We start from the raw sequence: 21,169 nt of genomic DNA, 5'->3' as shown, positions 1-21,169 counted from the left end.
AGAGGGGGCCCGAGCGGTTACCGTGCGTTGAGAAATGCGTTGCCGTCGGCCGTACCCTGTCCTCGGACGGGGTCGGTCTGTGCCCGGGGGAACAGACGTCCGATCGCGGGCGTTGTCGGCATGACGAATGGCTAGGGCAAGGAGCGCAGTGGCAGGGGCAACAGGGACGAAGACATCGCTGGTGATCGTCGAGTCGCCGAAGAAGGCGCGGATGATCGCCGGTTTCCTGGGGTCCGGGTACGTGGTGGAGTCCAGTTTCGGTCACGTCCGTGACCTCCCGAGTGGTGCGGACGAGATCCCGGCGAAGTACAAGGGACTGCCATGGGCCCGGCTCGGCGTGAACGTCGAGGACCACTTCGACCCCCTGTACGTCGTCCCGGCCGACAAGAAGGCCCAGATCCGCAAGCTGAAGGAACTGCTCAAGGGCGCCGACGAGCTCTTCCTGGCGACAGATGAGGACCGTGAGGGCGAGGCGATCGCCTGGCACTTGCTGGACGAGCTGAAGCCGAAGATCCCGGTCAAGCGGATGGTCTTCCACGAGATCACGCCGAAGGCGATCCAGGACGCGGTCGGCAGCGCGCGGGATATCAACGACGCGCTGGTCGACGCCCAGGAGGCCCGGCGGATCCTGGACCGGCTGTACGGCTACGAGGTCTCGCCGGTGCTCTGGAAGAAGGTCATGCCGAAGCTGTCGGCGGGCCGGGTCCAGTCGGTCGCGATCCGGATGGTGGTCGACCGGGAGCGCGAGCGGATCGCCTTCCGCAGTGCGTCGTACTGGGATCTGGACGCCACCCTCGACGCCGGTGAGGGCCGGTCGCCCCGGCAGTTCCCGTCCCGGCTCGTCTCGGTGGACAGCCGGCGGGTCGCTCAGGGGCGCGACTTCAGCTCCATCGGTGAGCTGAAGGGGCAGAACACGGTCCACCTGAACGAGGAGACCGCGACCGCGCTGGCGTCCGCGCTGCGCGACTCGCAGTTCACCGTCCGGTCGATCGACTCCAAGCCGTACACCCGCAAGCCGTACGCGCCGTTCCGGACCACCACGCTGCAGCAGGAGGCCGGCCGCAAGCTCGGCATGTCCGCCTCGCAGACGATGCAGATCGCCCAGCGGCTGTACGAGAACGGCAACATCACCTATATGCGTACCGACTCGGTCACGCTGTCCGACACCGCGATCACCGCGGCCCGGGCGCAGGTGCGGGAGCTGTACGGCGCGTCGTACCTGCCGGACAAGCCGCGGGTCTACGCCTCCAAGGTGAAGAACGCGCAGGAGGCGCACGAGGCGATCCGGCCGGCCGGTGAGGTCTTCCAGACCCCGGCTCAGACCGGGCTGAGCGGTGCGGAGTTCCGGCTCTACGAGCTGATCTGGATGCGCACCATCGCGTCGCAGATGAAGGACGCCGAGGGCCGCAGCGTCTCGATCAAGATCGACGCCACCGCCTCGACCGGGGAGAAGTGCGAGTTCACCTCGTCCGGCCGGGTGATCACCTTCCACGGCTTCCTGAAGGCGTACGTCGAGGGCGCGGACGACCCGTCGGCGGGAACCGACGACCAGGAGACGCGGCTGCCGGATGTCGCCGAGGGCGACGTGCTGCCCGCGGTCGAGGTGCTCGCCTCCGGGCACGAGACCAAGCCGCCGGCCCGCTACACCGAGGCGACGCTGATCCGGGAGATGGAAGAGCGGGAGATCGGCCGGCCGTCGACGTACGCCACCATCCTCGGCACGAACGTGGCCCGCGGGTACATCTACAAGAAGGGCCAGGCGCTGGTGCCGGCCTGGCTGGCGTTCGCGGTGGTGCGGCTGCTGGAAGAGCACTTCACCCGGCTGGTCGACTACGCGTTCACGGCGACGATGGAGGACGTGCTCGACGAGGTCGCGGCCGGGGATCTGCAGCGCGAGGGCGTGCTGTCCCGGTTCTACTTCGGCGACGACAACCTCGAGGGCCTGCACTCGATGGTGAACGACCTGGGCGACATCGATGCCCGGCAGATGTCGACGTTCCCGGTCGGCGGTGACGACAGCGGCATCGTGCTCCGGGTCGGCAGGTACGGGCCGTACGTCGAGGACAAGGACGAGCGGCGCGCGAACGTGCCGGAGGACCTGCCTCCGGACGAGCTGACCGTCGACAAGGCCCAGGAGCTGCTGGCTCAACCGTCGGGCGTGGAGCACGAGCTCGGTACGGCGCCTGACACCGGCCATCGCGTGGTCGCCAAGGCGGGGCGGTTCGGTCCGTATGTGACCGAGGTGCTGCCGGAGGACGCGCCGAAGAGCGCCAAGCCGCGGACCGGGTCGCTGCTGAAGTCGATGACGCTGGAGAGCGTCAGCCTCGACGATGCGATGAAGCTGCTGTCGCTGCCGCGAGTGGTCGGCAAGGACCCGGATTCCGGTGACGAGATCACCGCGCAGAACGGGCGGTACGGGCCGTACCTGAAGAAGGGCACGGACTCGCGATCGCTGTCGTCCGAGGAGCAGATGTTCGACATCACCCTCGAAGAGGCGCTGAAGATCTACGCGGAGCCGAAGCAGCGTGGTCGCCGGGCGGCCGCACCGCCGCTGAAGGAGCTGGGTGAGGACCCGGAGTCCGGCAAGCCGGTGGTGGTGAAGGAGGGCCGGTTCGGTCCGTACGTCACCGACGGGGAGACGAACGCGACGCTGCGCAAGGACGACTCGGTCGAGACCATCTCGTTGCTGCGTGCGGCGGAGCTGCTGGCGGACAAGCGGGCTCGCGGGCCGGTGAAGAAGAAGGCGCCGGCGAAGAAGACCGCTACCAAGAAGACAGCGGCCAAGAAGACCACTGCTTCGAAGAAGACGGCGGCGACCAAGAAGACCGCCGCCAAGAAGACTGCCGCCAAGAAGACGACGGCCAAGAAGTCGGCGGCGAAGAAGTCCTAGGGGGCGCACGTGACGAGTGCGGTCGAGGTCACCGCGCAGCGGCTGCGGGACCGTGGCGAGCGGGTGACCCCCGCCCGCCTCGCGGTCGTCGAGGTGCTGGCGGGGACCGAGGAGCATCTGAGCGCCGAGCAGATCGGCGAGCGGGCCGAGGAGCTGCGCCCGGGCATCCACCGCGCCACGGTCTACCGGGCCCTGGACGCCCTGGGTGAGTTCGGCCTGGTCATCCACGTCCACCTCGGCCGCGCCGGTACGACGTACCACCTGGCCGGTGACCTCGCGCCCCGCCACCTGCACCTGCGCTGCTCCGAGTGCGGGACGGTGTACGACGCGCCCGGCGACATCCTCGAGACCGCCCGCAAGAAGGTCCAGCGCGACCTCGGCTTTCAGTTGGCTCCCGAGCAGGTAGCGCTGATCGGTGTCTGCAAGGAGTGCCAGGGCTGACCGCATCCGGTCACCCTGCTGTCCATAACTGTTGATCAGTGTGGATTCGTGAACAACTTGGGCTTAGGCTCGATGCCTGTGACCCATGACCACAGCTACGTCGAGGACTTTGCTCCCGGCGCCAACGTGCTTCCCCCGCGTGCCTGGCTGGACGACGACTCGGCCAAGCTCCCGCTGACCGGCGAGTGGAGCTTCCGGCTCTCGCCGAGCGTGGCTGACGCCCCCGGCGACCTGAAGGACCCCGACACCTCCGGCTGGGACACCATCACCGTCCCGGGCCACTGGCAGCTCAGCGGCTACGGCGCTCCGGCGTACACCAACGTCGTGTACCCGTTCCCGCTCGAGCCGCCGTACGTCCCGACGGACAACCCGACCGGTGACTACGTCCGGACCGTGACGATCCCGGCGGACTGGGCCGGCTCGCGGGTGGTGCTGCGGTTCGAGGGTGTGGACTCCCGGTTCGCGGTGCACGTGAACGGCGAGTTCGTCGGCTGGTCGTCCGGCTCGCGGCTGCCGTCGGAGTTCGACCTGACCGACCTGGTCGCGCCCGGCAAGGAGGCCCGGATCGCGGTCCGGGTGCACCAGTGGTCGGCGGGCAGCTACGTCGAGGACCAGGACATGTGGTGGCTGTCCGGGATCTTCCGCGAGGTGAACCTGGTTGCGCTGAAGCCGACCGCCCCGACCGACGTCTTCGTGCACGCGTCGTACGACCTCGGCACCGGCACGCTCAAGGTCGACTCCGACGTCGCCGGCACGGTCGTCGTACCGGAGCTGGACCTCGAGATCCCCACCGGCGTCGAGGTCACCGCGACCGTCGAGCCGTGGTCGGCCGAGAGCCCGCGGCTGTACGACGGCGTCGTACGCACCGAAGGTGGTGACGTCCGGCTGCGGATCGGCTTCCGGACCGTTGAGATCGCCGATGGTGTGCTGACCGTCAACGGGAACCGGGTGCTGTTCAACGGCGTCAACCGGCACGAGTTCCACCCCGACCGCGGCCGGGCGCTGACCGAGCAGGACATGCTCGACGACGTACTGATCATGAAGCGGGCCGGGATCAACGCGGTCCGCACCAGCCACTACCCGCCGCACCCGCACTTCCTGTCGCTGTGCGACGAGTACGGCCTGTACGTGATCGACGAGTGCGACCTGGAGACGCACGGGTTCGGCTACGAGCCCGAGCCGCCGAAGCTGCCGAACCCGGTGATGGACGAGCGGTTCCGCGACGACCTGGTCGAGCGGATGCGGCGGATGGTGCAGCGGGACAAGAACCACGCGTCGATCATCATCTGGTCGCTCGGCAACGAGTGCGGGATGGGCGACAACCTGAAGGCGATGTACGACGCGGCGAAGGAGATCGACTCGTCGCGGCCGGTGCACTACGAGCGCGACACCGAGGCCGAGTTCGTCGACATCTACTCGCGGATGTACACCGACCCGGCCGGCTGCGCGGAGATCGGTGCGGGCCCCGAGCTGTACCGGAACCTGCCGTTCATCCTGTGCGAGTACGGCCACGCGATGGGCAATGGGCCGGGCGGGCTGCTCGACTACCGCGAGGTGTTCGACAAGTACCCGCGCTGCCAGGGCGGTTTCATCTGGGAGTTCATCGACCACGGCATCCGGACCACCATCGACGGCCGCGAGGTCTACGCGTACGGCGGTGACTTCGGCGAGACCATCCACGACGGCAACTTCGTCTGCGACGGCCTGCTGTTCCCGGACCGGACGCCGTCGCCGGGCATGCTCGAGTACATCAAGGTGATCGAGCCGCTCCGGATCGTTGCCGGCGACAACGGTGTTTCGATCACCAACCGGTACGAGGTTCTCGACACCGAGCACTTGACGTTTGCGTACGTCGTCGAGGTCGAGGGCACGCAGGTCGCGTCCGGTGAGCTGTCGGTGCCGGTGATCGCGCCGGGTGAGACGGTGACCGTCGAACTGCCGGCGGTGGACGCGTCGCGGCCCGAGACTTGGGTGACTGTGACGGCTTCTCTGGCTGCGGGGACGTCGTGGGCCGAGGCCGGTCACCGGATCGCCTGGGGTCAGATCCGGCTGGACTCGCCGGTCTCTGTTGACCTGCCCGCTGGTGGGGCGCCGGCTGATGGAGTCGCCGGCGTTGACGGGATCAGCGTTGGCGCGGTGAAGAACGCGCGGCTGGATGTCTGGCGTGCGCCGATCGACAACGACACCAACCCGGGCGTGGCCGCTGCCTGGCGGGAGGAAGGTCTGCACCGGGTGCAGCACCGCATCGTCTCGCAAGGCGAGCGCGACGGTGCCTGGGAGGTCGTCACCCGTACGGCGCCGCCTCAGCTCCAATGGGGCCTGGTCAGCACCTGGCGCTGGACTGCTGTCGACGGTGGCGTCGTCCTGGACCTGAGCGTCGTACCGGAAGGGACGTTCCCGGAGGTGCTTCCGCGGCTCGGTATCACCTTCGAGCTGCCGAAGGTCTCGCAGGTGGAGTGGTTCGGCACCGGCCCGAACGAGGCGTACGTCGACACCCGCGAAGCCGCGGCGGTCGGTCGCTACTCAGCCACGGTCGCCGAACTGCAGACGCCGTACGTCCGCCCCCAGGAGAACGGCCACCGCATCGACACCCGCTGGGCCACCCTCGACGGCCTCCGCATCGAGGCGCTCGGCACCCTCTTCGGCCTGACCGTCCGCGACTGGACCACCCAAGCCCTGGAGACAGCTACCCACGCCGCCGACCTCGTCCCAGGCGACACCACCCACGTCACCTTGGACATCGCCCAAACCGGCGTAGGCACCGCCGCCTGCGGCCCCGCCCTCCCCGACCGCGACAAGCTGAAGACGGCCCCGGCCAAACTGTCGGTCCGCTTCACCAGCAACTAGGGAACGACGGAGCAGCGCGCCGAGGCCCACCCCGGCGCGCTGCTTAGTCGGCGCCAGGTGCGGCTGTGGCAAGGCCTGCCTCGGCTGCCGCGGTCAGCAGGCGTTTGTCGTAGGTGACAAGCGCCGTCAGTGGCTGCCCCTCCAGAACCAAGCTCTGCGCACTCGCGAGGTGGATCGCGTCGAGCGATCGCAGCGTCGGATCCAGGTACGCCGCCGCTGTCGCGAGGACCGTATCGTCCACCGGGATCCGATTCAGTTTCGCCAGGACCGTCGGCACCGCCACCAGCCGACCAGGATCTGTTCGCCGCAACGCGCGCGGTACCTCGGTGAGTACGAGGGCTGACGCCACAAGCATCTTGTCCTGCTGTTTCGTGAGCCACGCGTGGAGAACTTCGGTCTCCTTCTCTCGCCGGATCAATTTGACGATCGCGGCAGAGTCCAGATAGATCACAGGCGTTCCTCGCGGAGGTCCGAGATGACGTCGGCGGAGTCGATTGACAGATCAGGATCGCCGGACGGCAGTGTCAGCGGCGACGGATCGGTCGCTGGGATCAGCCGGCCACGCCGGACCAGGTCGGCGAGGCCACGGGTGTTGTCGTCGATCGGAATCAGCAGAGCCGCCGGTCGGCCGCTGACGGTGATTTCGAGCGACTCACCGCCAGCCACGCGCGCCAGCACGGCGCTGGTGTGCTGGTTGAGCTCACGCACTGGAATGCTGTCCATGAGATCAGTGTAGAACGTAATGTTCTACGTCGGCGAGCTTGAATCAGATGGCGATGGCTGGGCGAGGTGTCACTCGGTTTGCGGGTGGGTGGTAGGCGTGCCAGGCGGTGGTTAGGCGGGTCACTGCTTCGGTGAGCTGCTCGGGGCGGGCTCGGAAGTGGAGGCGCACGTAGGCGTCGCTGGAGCCGGTGACGTCGAGGCCTGAGCCGGGGAGGATGGCCAGGCCGTGGCGGAGGGCGGTTTGGGCAAAGGAGTTGCCGTCGCCGTGGGGGAGGCGGACCCAGAGGCATTGGCCGCCGCGGATGGTTGGGACCTCCCAGGTGGGGAGGTGTTCGGCCAGCAGGGCGCGTAGGTGGTCGTGGCGGGCCTTGAGCTCTGTCGCCAGGTCTAGGGCGTCGAGGTTGGCTACCAGGTGAGCGGCGGCTAGCTGGGCGGGGACGTTGCCGCCTAGGTCGTGGACCGCGCGTACGCGGGCTAGGCGAGTGATCAGGGGTGCCGCGGCTCGGATCCAGCCGATGCGGAGGCCTCCCCAGACGCTCTTGCTGAGGGAGCCGATCGAGATGACCGCGTCGCTGCAGGCCGCGAGAGGTCGTGGCCGTGGCGATCCCGGAAAGCCGAGATCGGCGGGGACCTCGTCTTCGACCAGCGGTACGTCGGTGGCGGCGGCCAGGCGGGCGAGCCGCTGTCGAGCCAGCGAAGGAAGGACCGCGCCGGTCGGGTTGTGGTGCGTCGGGATGACATAGGCGAGCGCCGGCCGACGCTCACGCACGGCTGCCTCGAAGCCCTCTAGGCCGACCGGCAGACCGCGCAGTACGGCGGCCTCCTCCCGGAGCGCCTCCAACGCGCCCGGATAGGTAGGCGCCTCGACCAGCACCTGGTCACCGGGCGAGAGCAGCGCGTGCGCCAGCAGAGACAGGGCTTGCTGGCCACCGTTCGTCACCAGGATCTGGTCCGGAGAAGTCGGTACGCCGCGATCGACGTACCGGGCAGCGATCGCCTGCCGCAGTACCAGATGACCGTAGGGGTAGTAGCCGATGTCGCCCGAGATCTGGGCGAGCTCCGGCACGATCCGCGCGTACGCCTCGGCGACCTGCGGTGGCGGATCGCCGGGCGCGGCACAGATGGCGAGCAGTACGTCGTCATCCCGCGCCTCCAGCGAGTCGAGGAAGATCGGGTCGACCGGCGCGTCCTCAACCCCGGAAGCAGACGGCGCACCGGCGACGCGGGTCCCGCTGCCCTGGCGACGGGTGATCCGGCCCTCCGAGCGCAGCAGTTCGTAGGCGGCGACCACGGTGGTGCGGCCGACCGCGAGTGCGCCGGCGAGTGCCCGGTCCGGCGGCAGCAGCACGCCCGGCGGCAGCTCGCCGTCGTCGATCAGTCGTCGCAGCCTGCCTGCGAGCAGCACGTACAGGGGGCCGCGGCCCGATGACCAGCGGCCCAAACGGTCGCTCAGCTCAATTGGTCTCATTCGCGAACCAATTCTGCCGGATTGGCTCTGGGGTGACCAGGGCCCGGCCACGGACGATGGCGGCATGGCCACCTTTCCTCGCAACGACATCGTGTCTCTGACAGACGTTCAGCCTCGCCACGAGCTGGGCGAGAGCTACGGACCGGACCTCACGCTGGCAGACCTGATGACCCCCGAGCTTGGCGAGCTGGAGCTCGGCTACGGCACGGCGTACGGCGATCTGCGGCTGCGTACGGCGATCGCGGACCGCCATGGCGTACGACCGGACCAGGTCGTCATCACCGTGGGCGGCATGCACGCGATCTTCCTGCTCGCATACCTGGTCGGCGGTCAGGTCGTGACGACGGCGCCGCTGTTCCCGTTGGCTCGCAACTGCTACGAGTCGATCGGCGCCGACGTACTGGTGATCCCGCTGTCCTTCGACGACGGCTATCAGCTGACGGCAGACGCCGTACGCGCGTGTCTTACGCCTGAAACCAAGCTGGTGAGCCTCGCGACGCCACAGAACCCCTCCGGCGTGTCAACGCCACGAGAAACCCTGCAAGAGATCGTCGATGCGATGTCGGAGGTCTGTCCCGACGCGTATCTGATGGTCGACGAGACCTACCGGACTGCCGCGTACGGCGACGATCCGGTGGCGGAGACCGCCGTACATCTAGGCCCCAAGGTGGTGTCCGTGGCGTCGCTGTCGAAGTGTCATGGCGCCGCCGGGCTGCGGATCGGCTGGCTCGTCAGTACCGATGCCGAACTCGTCGACCGGATGGTGACCGCCAAGTTCAACACCGTCGTGACCGCCGCCCCGCTGACCGAGGCCCTCGCCCTGCGCGTCTTCGAGCGCGAGGACGAGATTCTCGGCGTACGACGGAAGTGGCTGGCGGAAGGGCTGGCCACGACCGAGCGCTGGGTGCACGACAACCGGGAGCTGATCGAGTGGGTCCGCCCGGACGCCGGCGCCTTGTGCTGCGTCCGGCTCAAGCCGGAAGTCTCGGTCGACCGGTTCCGGGAGGCGGCCGCGGAGCTGAGCGTCCGGGTTGCCGACGGTGACTGGTTCGGGGACGAGCCGCGGGTCTTCCGGCTCGGGTTCGGATTCCCGCCGCCCGTCGAGCTGAAGGCCGCGCTGGACGCCTTGACGGTGGCAGTCCGCAAAGCTGTCGGGTCGCCCGTCTAGGCTTTGGGTGTGCCGGAGGTTTATGACCCGTTGACTGATCCTGCACCGGCGCATGATGTGCGCGCGGTGTTGCGGATCCGGGCGTTCCGGCGACTGTGGGTGGCGTTCGGGCTGTCCAGCCTGGGTGACTGGATCGGGTTGCTGGCGCTGACCGCGATGGCGAAGTCGTTCGCCGGGGACGACTACCAGGCGGCGAACTTCGCGATCGGCGGTGTGCTGTTCCTGCGCGTGCTGCCGGCGCTGGTGATGGGCCCGGTGGCGGGCTGGGTCGCGGACCGGCTGGACCGGCGCTGGACGATGATCCTGGGCGACCTGATCCGGGCCGCGTTCTTCGTCACCATCCCGCTGGTCGGCACGCTCACCTGGCTGCTGGTCGCGACCGTGCTGATCGAGATCGTCAGCCTGGTCTGGGGTCCGGCCAAGGACGCCAGCGTGCCCAACCTCGTCCCGCGGCACCGCCTCGAGGCAGCAAACCAGATCAGCCTGATCACCACCTACGGCACGGCCCTGCCGGCTGCCGTCATCTTCACCGCGATCACCCTGGTCACCCGCTGGGCCGGTGACTTCTCCATCGACCTGGCCGTCTACGTCAACGCGGCCACCTTCGTCGTCTCCGCGATCGCGATCGTGTCGGTCGCCGAGATCGGCCGGGCCATCCACGACCACGAGGACCACCCGACGCTCTGGCGGACGATGGTCGAGGGCTGGTCCTACGTCACCGGTACGCCGGTCGTCCGCGGACTCGTGGTCGGGATCTCCGGCGCCTTCGCGGCCGGCGCGGTCGTGATCGGCCTCGGCCGGACGTACGTCGAGGACCTCGGGGCGGGCGACCCTGGGTACGGCGTCCTCTTCGGGGCCGTGTTCGGCGGTCTCGCCCTTGGCATGGGCTTCGCGCCGCGGCTCTTCTCCGGCCTGTCCCGGCGCCGGTTGTTCTCCGCCGGGTTGGTCGGTTCCGGCATCTGCCTGGCCGCGTTGGCGCTGATCCAGCAGATCGAGATCGCCACGATGATCGCGATCCTGCTCGGCTTCTGCGCCGGCGCCTCGTGGGTCTCCGGGTACACGTTGCTCGGTCTGGAAGTGCCGGACGCCGTACGCGGCCGGACGTTCGCCTTCGTCCAGTCGGCGGTCCGGACCGTACTCGCGGTCACCTTGGCCATCGCACCGTTCGCCGCCGGCGCGATCGGCCGGAACACGTGGACGATCGGCGGCGAGTCGGTCACTTACAACGGCGCGTCGATGACCATGCTGATCGCCGCGATCGTGGCCGGCGTGATCGGCCTGATCGCCTGGCGGCAGATGGACGACCGCCCAGGCGTCCCGTTCTGGCGCGACCTACGACGTAGCTTCGGCAAGACTCCGGGTGTCTATCCGACGACCGGCCTGTTCATCGCGATGGAAGGCGGTGACGGCGCCGGCAAGTCGACGCAGTCCGCCTTGCTGATGGAGTGGCTGAAGGCGCAAGGGCATCAGGTCGTGATGACCCGCCAGCCCGGCGCGACCGACGTCGGCAAGACGCTGCGGCAGATCGTCCTGGACCCGGCCACCGGCGACATCTCGCACCGCACCGAGGCGCTGATCTACGCCGCGGACAAGGCCGAGCACGTCGACTCGGTGATCAAACCCGCGTTGAAGGCCGGTGCGGTCGTCATCACCGACAGGTATGTCGACTCCGCTCTCGCCTACCAGGGCTCCGGCCGGGATCTGGACCTGTCCGACGTCGAACGGGTCAATCGCTGGGCGACCGACGACCTGCGGCCGAATCTGACCATCCTGCTCGACCTGCCGCCGAAGAGCGGGCTCGACCGCTTCACCGAACGGGACCGGATCGAGGCCCAGTCGCACGACTTCCACGTCCGGGTCCGGAACGCCTTCCTCGAACTGGCCGCGGCCGAACCACAGCATTACCTGGTCATCGACGCGACCCAGGACCGCGAAGCGATCGCCGAGCAGATCCGCGCCAGACTCCAGCCGATGCTTCCGAAGGTGGACCTATGAGTGTTTGGGACGACCTGGTCGGGCAGGAGCCGGCGGTCGCCGTACTCAAGAAGGCTGTGGCGGGTGCGGAGGCCGGGATGCGGGGCGAGGCCGGCGCCGCGGTGGCTGGGATGACGCACGCCTGGCTGATCACGGGCCCGCCTGGATCCGGCCGATCCAACGCCGGCCGGGCGTTCGCTGCTGCCCTGCAATGCGCGAACTCAGGCTGTGGTGGGTGCAACGAGTGCCGTACGGCGCTCAGCGGCGCGCATCCGGATGTGTCGCTGATCCGCACCGAGCTGCTGTCGATCCGGGTCAGCGAGATCCGCGAGCTGATCCGCCGGGCCGCGATGAGCCCGACCCAGGGCCGCTGGCAGGTGATGGTGGTCGAGGACGCGGACCGCCTGACTGAGCAGGCCGCGGACGCGTTGCTGAAGAGCATCGAGGAACCCGCGCCACGGACCGTCTGGGTGTTGTGCGCTCCGACCGTCGAGGACGTCGTACCGACGATCCGGTCGCGATGCCGGCTGCTCGTGTTGCGGACGCCACCGGTGGATGCGATCGCGGACATGCTGATCAGCAAGCTGGCGGTGGATGCCGAGCTGGCCGGGTTCGCGGCGCGGGCGGCGCAGGGGCACATCGGCCGGGCTCGGGCGCTGGCCCGGGACGCCGAGGTGCGGGAGCGGCGGAACAAGGTGCTCGAGGTCCCGTTCGCGCTGCGAGACCTCGGTGCGTGCCTGAAGGCGGCTCAGCAGCTGGTCGAGGCGGCCAAGGACGAGGCCAAAGCCAGCGCCGAGAAGGTCGACGAGAAGGAGCGGGCCGCGCTCGAGCAGGCGCTCGGCGTCGGCACCAAAGGCGCCAAACCGCGGGAGGCGAACGCGGCGCTGAAGGAACTCGACGAGCAGCAGAAGGCCCGGGCCAAGCGCTGGGAGCGCGACGTCCTGGACCGATCGCTGGTCGATCTGATGGCGCTCTATCGCGATGTGCTGGTGGTGCAGACGCACGCCGGCACCGAGCTGATCAACGCGGAACGGCGTTCGAACATCGAGCAATTCGCCGGCCGTACGACGCCCGAGCAGACGCTTCATCGGATCGAGGCGATCGCCGCCTGCCGCGATGCCATCGAGGCCAACGTCGCACCACTGCTCGCGCTGGAGGCGATGACGGTGGCGCTGTTCGAGGGACGGAACGACGGCCCGCGCATTCCGCGCCGGCTGCTGCGCTAGCCGACCGTCAGGTTCTGAGATCCACGTCCGTCTGATGGGCAGCCGGTGTAACACCGGGACCGGTATGGCCGATGTCTGCGGTGTCCGGGCAGACCGCTCGGCGATTGCCCGAACGGACCCGAATGACGCAGCCGCCCCCACCGACGCAGCCTGCGCGGCCCTCTTTGCCGCCGGCCGAGTCCTGGCTGGAAGGTGTGCCGACGCCTGCGCAGCAGCGACAGGACCGGTACGCCCTGGCGGCGTTGATCACCAGCCTGCCCGGGCTGGTGCCGGTCGCTGTGGTGCTGGCCGGGATCGCGCTGCGCCGGATCAAGCGGACCGGCAGTCGCGGCAAGCGGCTCGCATACGGCGCGCTGGCGATCAGCGTCTGCTGGGTGATCGCGGTCGCCGTCGCGGTTGGACTGGGCCTGTACGGCGATTGGCGGAACGGCATCGGGCGGACCGTCGGCATCGGCGAGGTCCGGGTCCAGCAGTGCTTCGACGCGGATCTGGAGGCGGACAGCCTGCGGATCGTGCGGATCGCGGACTGCGACCGGCTGCACACCGGCGAGGCGTACGCGCGGGTCCGAGCCAACCTGACCGGCCTGTCGCCCGAGGACACCGGCACGATGGCGACCCAGCAGTGCGCGACCGCGTTCGGCAGCTTCGTGGGCAAGCCGTACGAACAATCCGAACTGGACATGTACTACGTCGTCCTGGACGATCGTGCTGTTGCTAGCGGCAACGTCCTGTGCCTGCTCGGAATGCCGGGGACCCATCTGACGGGTAGCATGCGCGGGTCTCAGCGGTAGCACCGGCTCGGGGGACACTGGGGGAAATCGTGACGCAACCACCGTACGGACTGCCGCCTGACCGGCCACAGGACCGGCCGCAGGACGCGCCGAGGTCGTTCCCGACCTATGGCCGTTCCGGCTCGCAGCACACCCAGCAGCCCGGCAGCCAAGCGCCCTGGGTTGCGCCTGGTCAGCCGAGCGCTCAGGCGCCGTACGGGCAACCGCAGCAACCGGTCCAAGCGCCGTACGGGCAGTCCCAGCACGGACAGGCGCCGTATGGGTTGGCGCAGTACGGACAGCCGCAGTACGGACAGCCGCAGTATGGGTATCCGCCGCCGGGGAACTGGCCGACGCCGTACGGGTATGGGTATCCGGCCGCGGGCGGGACTGGGACGAACGGGCTGGCGACGGCCGCGCTGATCTGTGGGGCGGGCGGGTTCATCGTCGGCGTCACGGCTCCGGTGGCGATCGGGCTCGGCATCGCCGCGCTGGTGCAGATCAAGAACCGGCAGCAGGACGGCAAGGGCATGGCGATCGCGGGCCTGGTGCTGGGCGCCGTCGTCACCCTGGGCTGGGTGCTGCTCATCGCGCTGATGATCACGCTGGGCTCGACCGCCGACGACGAGTACTACAGTGCGCCGCAGCCGTCCACGTCGTACTCGGCGAACACCGTCTACGTGGACGACCTCGTGGTCGGCGACTGCTTCGACGAAGGTGACGAGGAGGACGAGGCGATCCGGAAGACCTGCGCCGAGCCGCACGACGCCGAGATCATCGCCGAGGTCACCCTCCCGGCTGGTCCGTACCCGGGCGACAAGGGCGTCGACAAGGCCGCCGAGGAGACCTGCGGTACGGAATTCGGCGAGTACGTGGGCAAGTCGGTGGAGGACTCGGAGCTGGAGCCCGGGTGGTGGACCCCGACCAAAGACCTCTGGGAACACAACGACCGAGTGGTCATCTGCGCGGCCTACGGACCCGACTACGACCCCCTCTTCGGCAGCGTGAAGGGGACCCGGAGGTAAGACGCAAGTACTCTGGCTGCCGTGGGCATGGTGATGGCGGTGTCGTTCGAGCGGTACGGGCGGCTCTACTACCTGGACCCCGGCCCGCATCGTCCGCGCGTCGGGGACAAAGTGCTGGTCCCGACCGACGACGGGCCGGAGGTGGCGGAGTGCGTGTGGGCGCCGCAGTACGTCACGGAGGAGATCGGCGGGCTGCCGCTCTGTGAGGGCATCGCGACCGGCGCGGATCTCGACCGCGACGAGCAGAACCGGCAGCGCCGAGCCGACGCGCGGGTGACCGCGAAGCGCCTGATCCGCCAGCACGGGCTGCCGATGAAGGTCGTCGGCATCGACTTCGTGGACCGCCGGCCGGATGTCGACCAGCTGGTCATCGTGTACTTCTCCGCCCCGCATCGGGTCGACTTCCGCGAGCTCGTCCGCGACTTGGCTCGCGGCCTGCGGGCGCGGATCGAGCTGCGCCAGGTCGGCGCGCGCGACGAGGCCCGGCTGCAGGGTGGGATCGGGCCGTGCGGGCGGGACCTGTGCTGCGCGACGTTCCTGAAGGACTTCGAGCCGGTCAGCGTGCGGATGGCGAAGGACCAGGACCTGCCGCTCAATCCGCTGAAGATCTCCGGCGCGTGCGGGCGGCTGATGTGCTGCCTGAAGTACGAGCACCCGCTGTACCAGGAGTTCAACGCGAAGGCTCCGGCGGCCGGGACGCAGGTGGAGACCCCCGCGGGTGATGGAGTAGTGGTCGGGCACAACGTCCCGAGCGACACCGTGGTCGTGCGGCTGGCGGCGTCGGGCCGCAAGTGCGCCTGCAGCCGGGCGGACGTCTGCTCGCCGCGGCAGCAGTACGAAGCCTCCAGTACGACGACACCCGATGCGCCGGCCAAGGAACCGGACATGGTGCCGGACGTCGTACTGGCGGAACCGGAAGCTGCGGCAGAACCGGAAGACACGGCGGAGCCGGAGGCGTCGGAGCCGACCGAGCAGCCGCGCCGGCGGAAGCCGCGGCGACGGCGGCGCTTGCATCACGACGACGAGGGAGACAACTCGCAGTGAGAAACCGCAGGCCGATCGCACTCCTGACAGCCGTGGTTTTGCTGGCGAGTGGATGTGGCGTGGCGAGTCGCGCTCAGGATGCGGGGGACGGGACTACGGGCGGAACCGGCTCCGGCCCGTCGAAAGGGCCGGCGGGACCGATCCCGGCTGGGCTGGAGAGGTTCTACCAGCAGAAGCCGGACTGGGAGCGCTGCGGGCGCAACCAGGAGTGCGCGACCATCACCGTGCCGCTGGACTACTCGAAACCGACCGGCCAGACGATCGAGCTGCGGGCGCGGAAGGTGCTGGCCCGCGACCGCACCGGCAGGATCGGCACGCTGTTCATCAATCCCGGCGGGCCGGGTGCCTCCGGGCAGGAGTACGCGGCCTCGGCCGGGTTCGTGCTCGGCGCACCGCTGCTGCGGAAGTTCGACGTGATCGGCTGGGACCCGCGCGGGGTGGCGGATTCGACGCCGGTCCGCTGCCTCGACACCGCGCAGCTGGACAAGCTCATCGCGACCGACGGCAGTCCGGACAACGAGGCCGAGATCACCGAAGTGGACAACCAGGCCAAGACCCTGGCGGCCGGCTGCGAGCAGCGCTCCGGTGAGCTCCTCCCGCACGTCTCGACCAAGGACGCCGCTCGCGATATCGACGTACTGCGCGGGATCGTCGGGGACTCGGAGTTGTACTACCTCGGCATGTCCTACGGCACGTACCTGGGCGCGACGTACGCCGAGCTGTTCCCGAAGAACGTCGGCCGGATGGTGCTCGACGGCGCGGTGGACCCGTCAGAGTCGGCGAAGGCGGGTTACCTCGGGCAGGCGAAGGGCTTCGACACCGCGCTGAACGCGTTCGCCGCGGACTGCGCACAGCGGTCGTGCAAGCTTGGCGACACCAAGGAAGAAGTGCTCGCCAAGATCGACAAGCTGATCAGCGACAGCGACGCGAACCCGTTGCCGGGTGACGGACAACGGCAGGTGACGCAGGCGCTGGTGGTGCTCGGCGTGCTCTACCCGCTGTATCTGAAGGACTTCTGGCCGCGCCTCGAGGATGCTGTGGTCGACGGGCTGGCCGGAAACGGCGCCCGGCTGCTGGCGCTGGCTGACGCCTTCACCGACCGGGAGCGGAACGGGTACTCGGGCAACATGAACGAGGCGATCGTCGCGGTCAACTGCCTGGATCGCCCGGACCTCACCTCGGTCGCGCAGGCGAAGTCCGAGGAGGCGGAATTCAAGGCGGCCTCGCCGCGGTTCGGGCCGTACCTGCTCTGGGGCTCGCTGGCGTGCGCGCATTGGCCGGTGAAGCCAGAGAACAAGCCACACGCGATCAAGGCGGCCGGCGCGAAGCCGATCATGGTCGTCGGCACCACCCGGGATCCTGCCACGCCGTACGCAGGGGCTGTCGCACTCGCTCACCAGCTCGAGAGCGGTGTCCTGGTCACGCGCGACGGTGACGGCCACACCGGCTACAAGGAGGGCAACGCGTGCGTCGACGGCGCCGTCGAGACCTACCTGCTGCAGGGGATCGCCCCGACCGCCGACATCAAGTGCTAGCTCGGGCGGGTGTCGCCCTGGCTTGGCGGCAGCTGGAGCGTCTGAGTGGCATGCTCGAGGACGGCGCGTAGCGCGGCTTCGTCCTTGGGACGGCCGCCGACGGTGATCTCGATGGCCGTGCCCTCGCCGCCGTCGGGCGCGATCCAGCGGGACAGGCCCATCCGCGGCCCGCGCGTCTTGTCGACGTACGTGTAGATCAGCGTGCCGTCCTCGCGGCTGATGACCTTGAGGTCCTGCTCGTCGATGCTGCGGGCGCGGTTGTCGACCTGCTCCTCCGGCGACCGCTTGCTGCCGCGGGTGTCGAATCGGATCTGCCAGACACCGGTCGGATCGATGAACCGCGGCCGGGTGCCGTCCTGGGTGCTGGTCCACCCGGCCGGGACCTCGGCCGAGACCGGCTCGTTGTCGGTGCCGAACGTCTGCAGGACGTACTGCAGGGACGACGCCTGCAGGCAGTCGGTGCAGGCCGGGGTGCTGGGCGTGGTCTGGGTCTTCACGATGCCGGCGGCGGGTGTGTCGTCGCCGGTCAGGTTCCCGTTGATCGCCAGTACGGTGCCGAAGACGGCTACGCCGACGGTCATTCCCGCCAGCGTCATCAGCAGCGCCTGGTGCCTGGGCGTGAGCATCCCGACCTCGCTTCCGTTCTCTCCCCGCTGATTATCGACTACGAAGGGGGCGACCCCGCAATTCGCGCGTACGCTGGCACGTCGTGGACCCCGCATTCGATCAGGCTTTGCACCGGTACGACGCCGGCACGGCCGAACGCGCCGACCTCAAACTGCTCACCAAGCAACTCCTGAAACTCCTGGTCGCGAAGGCTCCCGGGCATGCGGTGGAGGTCCGCGTTCCGCCGTACGGCGCCGTGCAGTGCATCGAGGGACCCCGGCACACCCGCGGCACGCCCGGCGCGGTGATCGAGCTCCCGCCGGAGCTGTGGATCGACCTTGCCCTCGGCCGCACCACCTGGCCGGACGCCCGCGACACCGGCAAACTCCGCGCCAGCGGCGAACGCACAGACCTGAGCGCCTTCCTGCCGCTCACTTGAGCCTGCCGCTCATTTGAGCTCAGCGGGTGTAGAGCGGGGACATGGCCAGGGCGAAGGACGTCATGGTGTCGGGGTCGATGGCGCGGGCCGGGAGGGGGACGAGGTCGATCAGCTTGTCGTCGCCGACGCGGATGACGGTCCGGCCGGTGGCGGTGTCGACGTACGCCTCGTCGCCCAGCGGGATCGACTGCGACGTCGCGGCATTGCGGATCGGCTCCATCAGCGCCTCGGCGTTCGGAGTACGCCGTACGGACGTGTAGAGCACGCTGTTCGGGGTGATCCAGCCGCAGACGAGGTCGCCGACCGCGGTCTCGCCGTCGCGCCGGACCATCGCCGGCACGCCCATCACCTTCTCCGCGGCGGACGAGCCGCGCTCACACTCCGGCCGGGCGATCAGCGGCGACGCTTCCGGCAGCCCGGGCGCCTGCCGGACCGCGTCCTGCGCGAGTACGACGTACTTCGCCAGCGTGGCGCGTGGTCCGCTGACCTTGTACAGCCGCGCGTTCAGCAGGAACACCACGAAGCTGCTCGTCCCGAACCCGCCCTCGCCGACCACCGCGGGCTTGGCCGGCTCACCCTTCGTCGCCGCGTACGCCTTCTGCGCCGCGGTCAGCATCGCCTTCGTTGCCGGGAGCACCGAGATCCCGACGCGCAGCACCGGACCGGCCGGATTCGTGCTGAGGCCGAACTGGCAGACGTCGTACGTCGGAAGTCCGAAGTCGGCCGGGACCGGCTTCGTCTGGAGCTGCGCCACCGGTACGGCGAGCGTGGACCGGACCAGCGCTTGGTCCATCCGCACACACAACGTCTCTGCGACCTTCGCCGTCGCCGGATTGCTCGGCGATGGCGTCTCCGACGGTGTCTCGGTGGGCGTCGTACTCACGGACACCAGGGGCGGGACGCTCGGCGCGGTCTCCTGGCCGGGACCACCGCAGCCGGCCACGGCAAGCAATCCAAGGGCGAGGACTACAGGACGGATACGCATGATGACCCGACTGTAGTCTCACACCGTTTCAGTCTCACACCGCTTCGGCGGCGGCCCGCAGCTCCCGTTCCCGTACGGCGTGCTCGTCCGTGCGGGCGTCGTACCGCCAGAAGTCCCGCAGCCAGACAGCCGTCGCCATCACGCCGGCGACGCACAGGACGCCGCCGCTGACGATCGACGTACGCACGCTGGTGATGTCCGCGACCAGGCCGGATCGGGTCTGACCGCCGAGCGGGCCGAGGGAGTACGACAGCATCTCGATGCCGGCCAGCCGGCCGCGCATCTCGTCCGGGATCGTCTGGTTCCAGATCACCGCACGGAACAGGCCGGAGATCATGTCCGCGCCGCCGGCGACGGCGAAGAACGCGATCGCGAACCAGATGTTCGGCGCCAGCCCGGCGATCCCGACCGAAGCACCCCAGGTGATCGTCGCCAGTACGACGGCCCGGCCGTGGTGGTGCACGCGCCGTGCCCAGCCGCTGGTCAGCGTCGCGAGCATGGCGCCGACTGCCTCCGCGCTGTAGAGGAGACCGAGCAGTTTCGGTTCCTTCAGCACCTCGGTCGCGAAGGCCGGGAACAGCACGATCGGCATTGCCAGGAACATCCCGACCATGTCCACCGCGTAGGTGCCGAGCAGGTCGCGGCGGCGGAAGGCGTAGGTGATCCCTTCGCCGATCGCGCGCAGGCTCGGCGGCGTGCTGTGCTCGCTCGTCTTGTACGGCTTCAGGAACAGGTAGAGCAGGGTCGCTACGAAGAGGCCGGTGAGCTCGACCCCGAACGCCCAGGTGACGCCAGCTGTCGCGACCAGTACGCCGCCGAGCGCGGGGCCGGCGAGCTGGCCGACCTGCATGGTGAGTGCGTTCAGCGTGACGGCGGCCGGCATTTCCTCGTGCTTCACCGTCCGCGGGAACAGAGCGTCCCGGCTCGGGCGCTGCAGCGACGAGGCGATGGCGTTGAGACCACCGCAGACATAGATGACCCAGACCTGCGGGTTGTTCAGCAGGCTGTTGCCGAGCAGCAAAGCGCAGATCGCGGCTTGCGCGACGCCGGTGAGGATCAGCATTTTGCGGCGGTCCACATGGTCCGCGAGTGCGCCGCCGTACAGACCGAACACGATGAGCGGTGCGATCGTCACCAGTCCCATCGCGCCGACCGCGAAGTTCGAATTCGTCAATCGGTACAGCTGATACGGCAACGCGACGTATCCGACCATTCCGCCCAGAAAGAAGACGGAACCGGAGATCGTCAGGATGCGGAAGTCGCGGGAACCCCGCCACGGCGTCAGATCGACGCGCACCCGGGAAAGCGCTCTGCGGACACGTGATGCCACTGCCAGATGGTGGCATGGGAAACCGATTTTCGACGAACCGTTTTGGCCGGGCTAGGACTCGAGGGGAGAGAGGTAGCCGACCAGGGCTTTGTTCAGTTCGGTGATCCAGCGGTCGCGGTCGGGGGCCGGCGCGGTGACCACGGTGCCGAGGAGGGCGGCGAAGATCTGGGTGGCTACGGCCGCGGCGGTGTCGCGTTGGGTGGGTGGGAGGCCGGGGATGCGGGCGGCCAAGACCTCGGCGACGCGGCCGGTGACTGCTTGGTGGAGGGCCTGGGTGGGGGCGGTGAGGCGGTCGGGGAGGTCGCCGCTGGTGAAGAGGGCCTTGAAGCCGGGGTTGGCGAGGTTGACCTCGACCATCGGGCGGATCATCCGGTCGACCAGCTCGGGCAGCGGCAGGTCCACCATGCTCAGGTCGAACGCCTTCTCGTGGGCGGCCTTGAGCTCGTCCCGGTAGCGCTCGGCCAGGGCCTCGGCCAGCGCTTCCTTGTTGGCGAAGAACTGGTAGAGGGTGCCGGGCGACACCCCGGCCCGCTTGGCGATCGCGTTGGTGGTCGCCTTCGCGTACCCGACCTCGGCGAACACCACTGCCGCCGCGTCCGTCAACTGTTCCATCCGCCGCTGCCCACGCGCCTGCCGCCGCGGCTCCTCAGGCATGCGCCACCCCTTCGTTGACAAACACGAGTAAATGCTCGTATTTT

General features: G+C 69.0%; 18 protein-coding genes. 11 read left to right on the top strand and 7 right to left on the bottom strand.

Annotation, left to right across the window (positions count from 1 at the left end):
* Nucleotides 1-127 precede the first annotated feature (127 nt).
* From topA to EV646_RS15915, 3 genes are all read left to right on the top strand, one after another.
* Nucleotides 128-2,890, top strand: coding sequence for a type I DNA topoisomerase (topA, locus tag EV646_RS15925; RefSeq protein WP_132149179.1), 2,763 nt, complete (start codon nt 128-130; stop codon nt 2,888-2,890).
* A gap of 9 nt (nt 2,891-2,899) precedes the next feature.
* The gene (locus EV646_RS15920) at nt 2,900-3,331 is read left to right on the top strand and encodes a Fur family transcriptional regulator (protein ID WP_132149177.1); all 432 of its coding nucleotides are present in this window, start codon (nt 2,900-2,902) and stop codon (nt 3,329-3,331) included.
* A 72-nt stretch (nt 3,332-3,403) separates the two neighbouring features.
* Nucleotides 3,404-6,178 carry a glycoside hydrolase family 2 TIM barrel-domain containing protein gene (locus EV646_RS15915; protein WP_132149175.1) on the top strand — a complete coding sequence of 925 codons (2,775 nt, stop codon included), beginning with the start codon at nt 3,404-3,406 and terminating at the stop codon, nt 6,176-6,178.
* 43 nt (nt 6,179-6,221) lie between these two features.
* On the opposite strand, the gene EV646_RS15910 is transcribed toward EV646_RS15915, so the two are convergent.
* From EV646_RS15910 to EV646_RS15900, 3 genes are read right to left on the bottom strand one after another with little or no spacing between them, the layout of a single operon-like run.
* A complete protein-coding gene (locus EV646_RS15910) occupies nt 6,222-6,629 on the bottom strand; it encodes a type II toxin-antitoxin system VapC family toxin (RefSeq protein WP_132149173.1) in 408 nt (135 codons plus the stop codon).
* On the bottom strand, nt 6,626-6,901 hold the full coding sequence (locus tag EV646_RS15905) for a type II toxin-antitoxin system Phd/YefM family antitoxin (RefSeq protein ID WP_132149171.1): 276 nt from the start codon (nt 6,899-6,901) through the stop codon (nt 6,626-6,628). Before EV646_RS15905 ends, EV646_RS15910 begins: the two co-directional genes overlap by 4 nt.
* A 43-nt stretch (nt 6,902-6,944) precedes the next feature.
* The gene (locus EV646_RS15900) at nt 6,945-8,369 is read right to left on the bottom strand and encodes an aminotransferase-like domain-containing protein (protein WP_132149169.1); all 1,425 of its coding nucleotides are present in this window, start codon (nt 8,367-8,369) and stop codon (nt 6,945-6,947) included.
* 64 nt (nt 8,370-8,433) lie between these two features.
* Here EV646_RS15900 and EV646_RS15895 point away from each other — a divergent pair, with 64 nt between their 5' ends.
* The 7 genes from EV646_RS15895 (at nt 8,434) to EV646_RS15865 (ending at nt 17,111) form a co-directional block, all read left to right on the top strand.
* Nucleotides 8,434-9,537 carry a pyridoxal phosphate-dependent aminotransferase gene (locus EV646_RS15895; protein ID WP_132149167.1) on the top strand — a complete coding sequence of 368 codons (1,104 nt, stop codon included), beginning with the start codon at nt 8,434-8,436 and terminating at the stop codon, nt 9,535-9,537.
* Nucleotides 9,538-9,546: 9 nt separating this feature from the next.
* A complete protein-coding gene (gene tmk / locus EV646_RS15890; protein WP_132149165.1) occupies nt 9,547-11,532 on the top strand; it encodes a dTMP kinase in 1,986 nt (661 codons plus the stop codon).
* On the top strand, nt 11,529-12,737 hold the full coding sequence (locus tag EV646_RS15885; protein WP_132149163.1) for a DNA polymerase III subunit delta': 1,209 nt from the start codon (nt 11,529-11,531) through the stop codon (nt 12,735-12,737). The genes tmk and EV646_RS15885 overlap by 4 nt, the downstream gene beginning before the upstream one ends.
* 122 nt (nt 12,738-12,859) lie before the next feature.
* Nucleotides 12,860-13,528: a DUF4190 domain-containing protein gene (locus EV646_RS15880; RefSeq protein ID WP_132149161.1), complete on the top strand. Its 669-nt coding sequence runs from the start codon at nt 12,860-12,862 to the stop codon at nt 13,526-13,528.
* A 29-nt stretch (nt 13,529-13,557) separates the two neighbouring features.
* Entirely contained in the window at nt 13,558-14,532 is a 975-nt protein-coding gene (locus EV646_RS15875) for a DUF4190 domain-containing protein (protein ID WP_132149159.1), read from the top strand.
* Nucleotides 14,533-14,559: 27 nt separating this feature from the next.
* Nucleotides 14,560-15,576 carry a PSP1 domain-containing protein gene (locus EV646_RS15870; protein WP_132149818.1) on the top strand — a complete coding sequence of 339 codons (1,017 nt, stop codon included), beginning with the start codon at nt 14,560-14,562 and terminating at the stop codon, nt 15,574-15,576.
* Nucleotides 15,577-15,635: 59 nt separating this feature from the next.
* The gene (locus tag EV646_RS15865; RefSeq protein ID WP_241996011.1) at nt 15,636-17,111 is read left to right on the top strand and encodes an alpha/beta hydrolase; all 1,476 of its coding nucleotides are present in this window, start codon (nt 15,636-15,638) and stop codon (nt 17,109-17,111) included.
* On the opposite strand, the gene EV646_RS15860 is transcribed toward EV646_RS15865, so the two are convergent.
* Nucleotides 17,108-17,737, bottom strand: a complete 630-nt coding sequence (locus EV646_RS15860; RefSeq protein ID WP_132149155.1) for a hypothetical protein — start codon at nt 17,735-17,737, stop codon at nt 17,108-17,110. The genes EV646_RS15865 and EV646_RS15860 overlap by 4 nt on opposite strands.
* An 83-nt stretch (nt 17,738-17,820) precedes the next feature.
* On the opposite strand from EV646_RS15860, the gene EV646_RS15855 reads away from it, so the two are divergent.
* Complete coding sequence (locus EV646_RS15855) at nt 17,821-18,156, top strand: sterol carrier family protein (protein WP_132149153.1); 336 nt, start codon at nt 17,821-17,823, stop codon at nt 18,154-18,156.
* Nucleotides 18,157-18,175: 19 nt separating this feature from the next.
* On the opposite strand, the gene EV646_RS15850 is transcribed toward EV646_RS15855, so the two are convergent.
* The 3 genes from EV646_RS15850 to EV646_RS15840 are packed head-to-tail and all read right to left on the bottom strand — an operon-like array spanning nt 18,176 to nt 21,125.
* Nucleotides 18,176-19,141 carry a hypothetical protein gene (locus EV646_RS15850; protein WP_132149151.1) on the bottom strand — a complete coding sequence of 322 codons (966 nt, stop codon included), beginning with the start codon at nt 19,139-19,141 and terminating at the stop codon, nt 18,176-18,178.
* A gap of 34 nt (nt 19,142-19,175) precedes the next feature.
* A complete protein-coding gene (locus EV646_RS15845) occupies nt 19,176-20,471 on the bottom strand; it encodes an MFS transporter (protein WP_132149149.1) in 1,296 nt (431 codons plus the stop codon).
* Nucleotides 20,472-20,522: 51 nt separating this feature from the next.
* Nucleotides 20,523-21,125 carry a TetR/AcrR family transcriptional regulator gene (locus tag EV646_RS15840; protein WP_199236997.1) on the bottom strand — a complete coding sequence of 201 codons (603 nt, stop codon included), beginning with the start codon at nt 21,123-21,125 and terminating at the stop codon, nt 20,523-20,525.
* Nucleotides 21,126-21,169 lie beyond the last annotated feature (44 nt).

The organism is Kribbella antiqua, assembly GCF_004345665.1.
In the GTDB taxonomy this organism is placed as follows: Bacteria; Actinomycetota; Actinomycetes; order Propionibacteriales; family Kribbellaceae; genus Kribbella; species Kribbella antiqua.
This window is presented reverse-complemented; position numbering and strand designations above follow the sequence as displayed.

Coding starts and splice junctions, on each gene's coding strand:
- topA (WP_132149179.1), top strand. CDS start 128: ATGGCTAGGGCAAGGAGCGCAGTGGCAGGGGCAACAGGGACGAAGACA.
- EV646_RS15915 (WP_132149175.1), top strand. CDS start 3,404: ATGCCTGTGACCCATGACCACAGCTACGTCGAGGACTTTGCTCCCGGC.
- EV646_RS15905 (WP_132149171.1), bottom strand. CDS start 6,901: ATGGACAGCATTCCAGTGCGTGAGCTCAACCAGCACACCAGCGCCGTG.
- EV646_RS15900 (WP_132149169.1), bottom strand. CDS start 8,369: ATGAGACCAATTGAGCTGAGCGACCGTTTGGGCCGCTGGTCATCGGGC.
- EV646_RS15895 (WP_132149167.1), top strand. CDS start 8,434: ATGGCCACCTTTCCTCGCAACGACATCGTGTCTCTGACAGACGTTCAG.
- EV646_RS15885 (WP_132149163.1), top strand. CDS start 11,529: ATGAGTGTTTGGGACGACCTGGTCGGGCAGGAGCCGGCGGTCGCCGTA.
- EV646_RS15880 (WP_132149161.1), top strand. CDS start 12,860: ATGACGCAGCCGCCCCCACCGACGCAGCCTGCGCGGCCCTCTTTGCCG.
- EV646_RS15870 (WP_132149818.1), top strand. CDS start 14,560: ATGGTGATGGCGGTGTCGTTCGAGCGGTACGGGCGGCTCTACTACCTG.
- EV646_RS15860 (WP_132149155.1), bottom strand. CDS start 17,737: ATGCTCACGCCCAGGCACCAGGCGCTGCTGATGACGCTGGCGGGAATG.
- EV646_RS15850 (WP_132149151.1), bottom strand. CDS start 19,141: ATGCGTATCCGTCCTGTAGTCCTCGCCCTTGGATTGCTTGCCGTGGCC.
- EV646_RS15840 (WP_199236997.1), bottom strand. CDS start 21,125: ATGCCTGAGGAGCCGCGGCGGCAGGCGCGTGGGCAGCGGCGGATGGAA.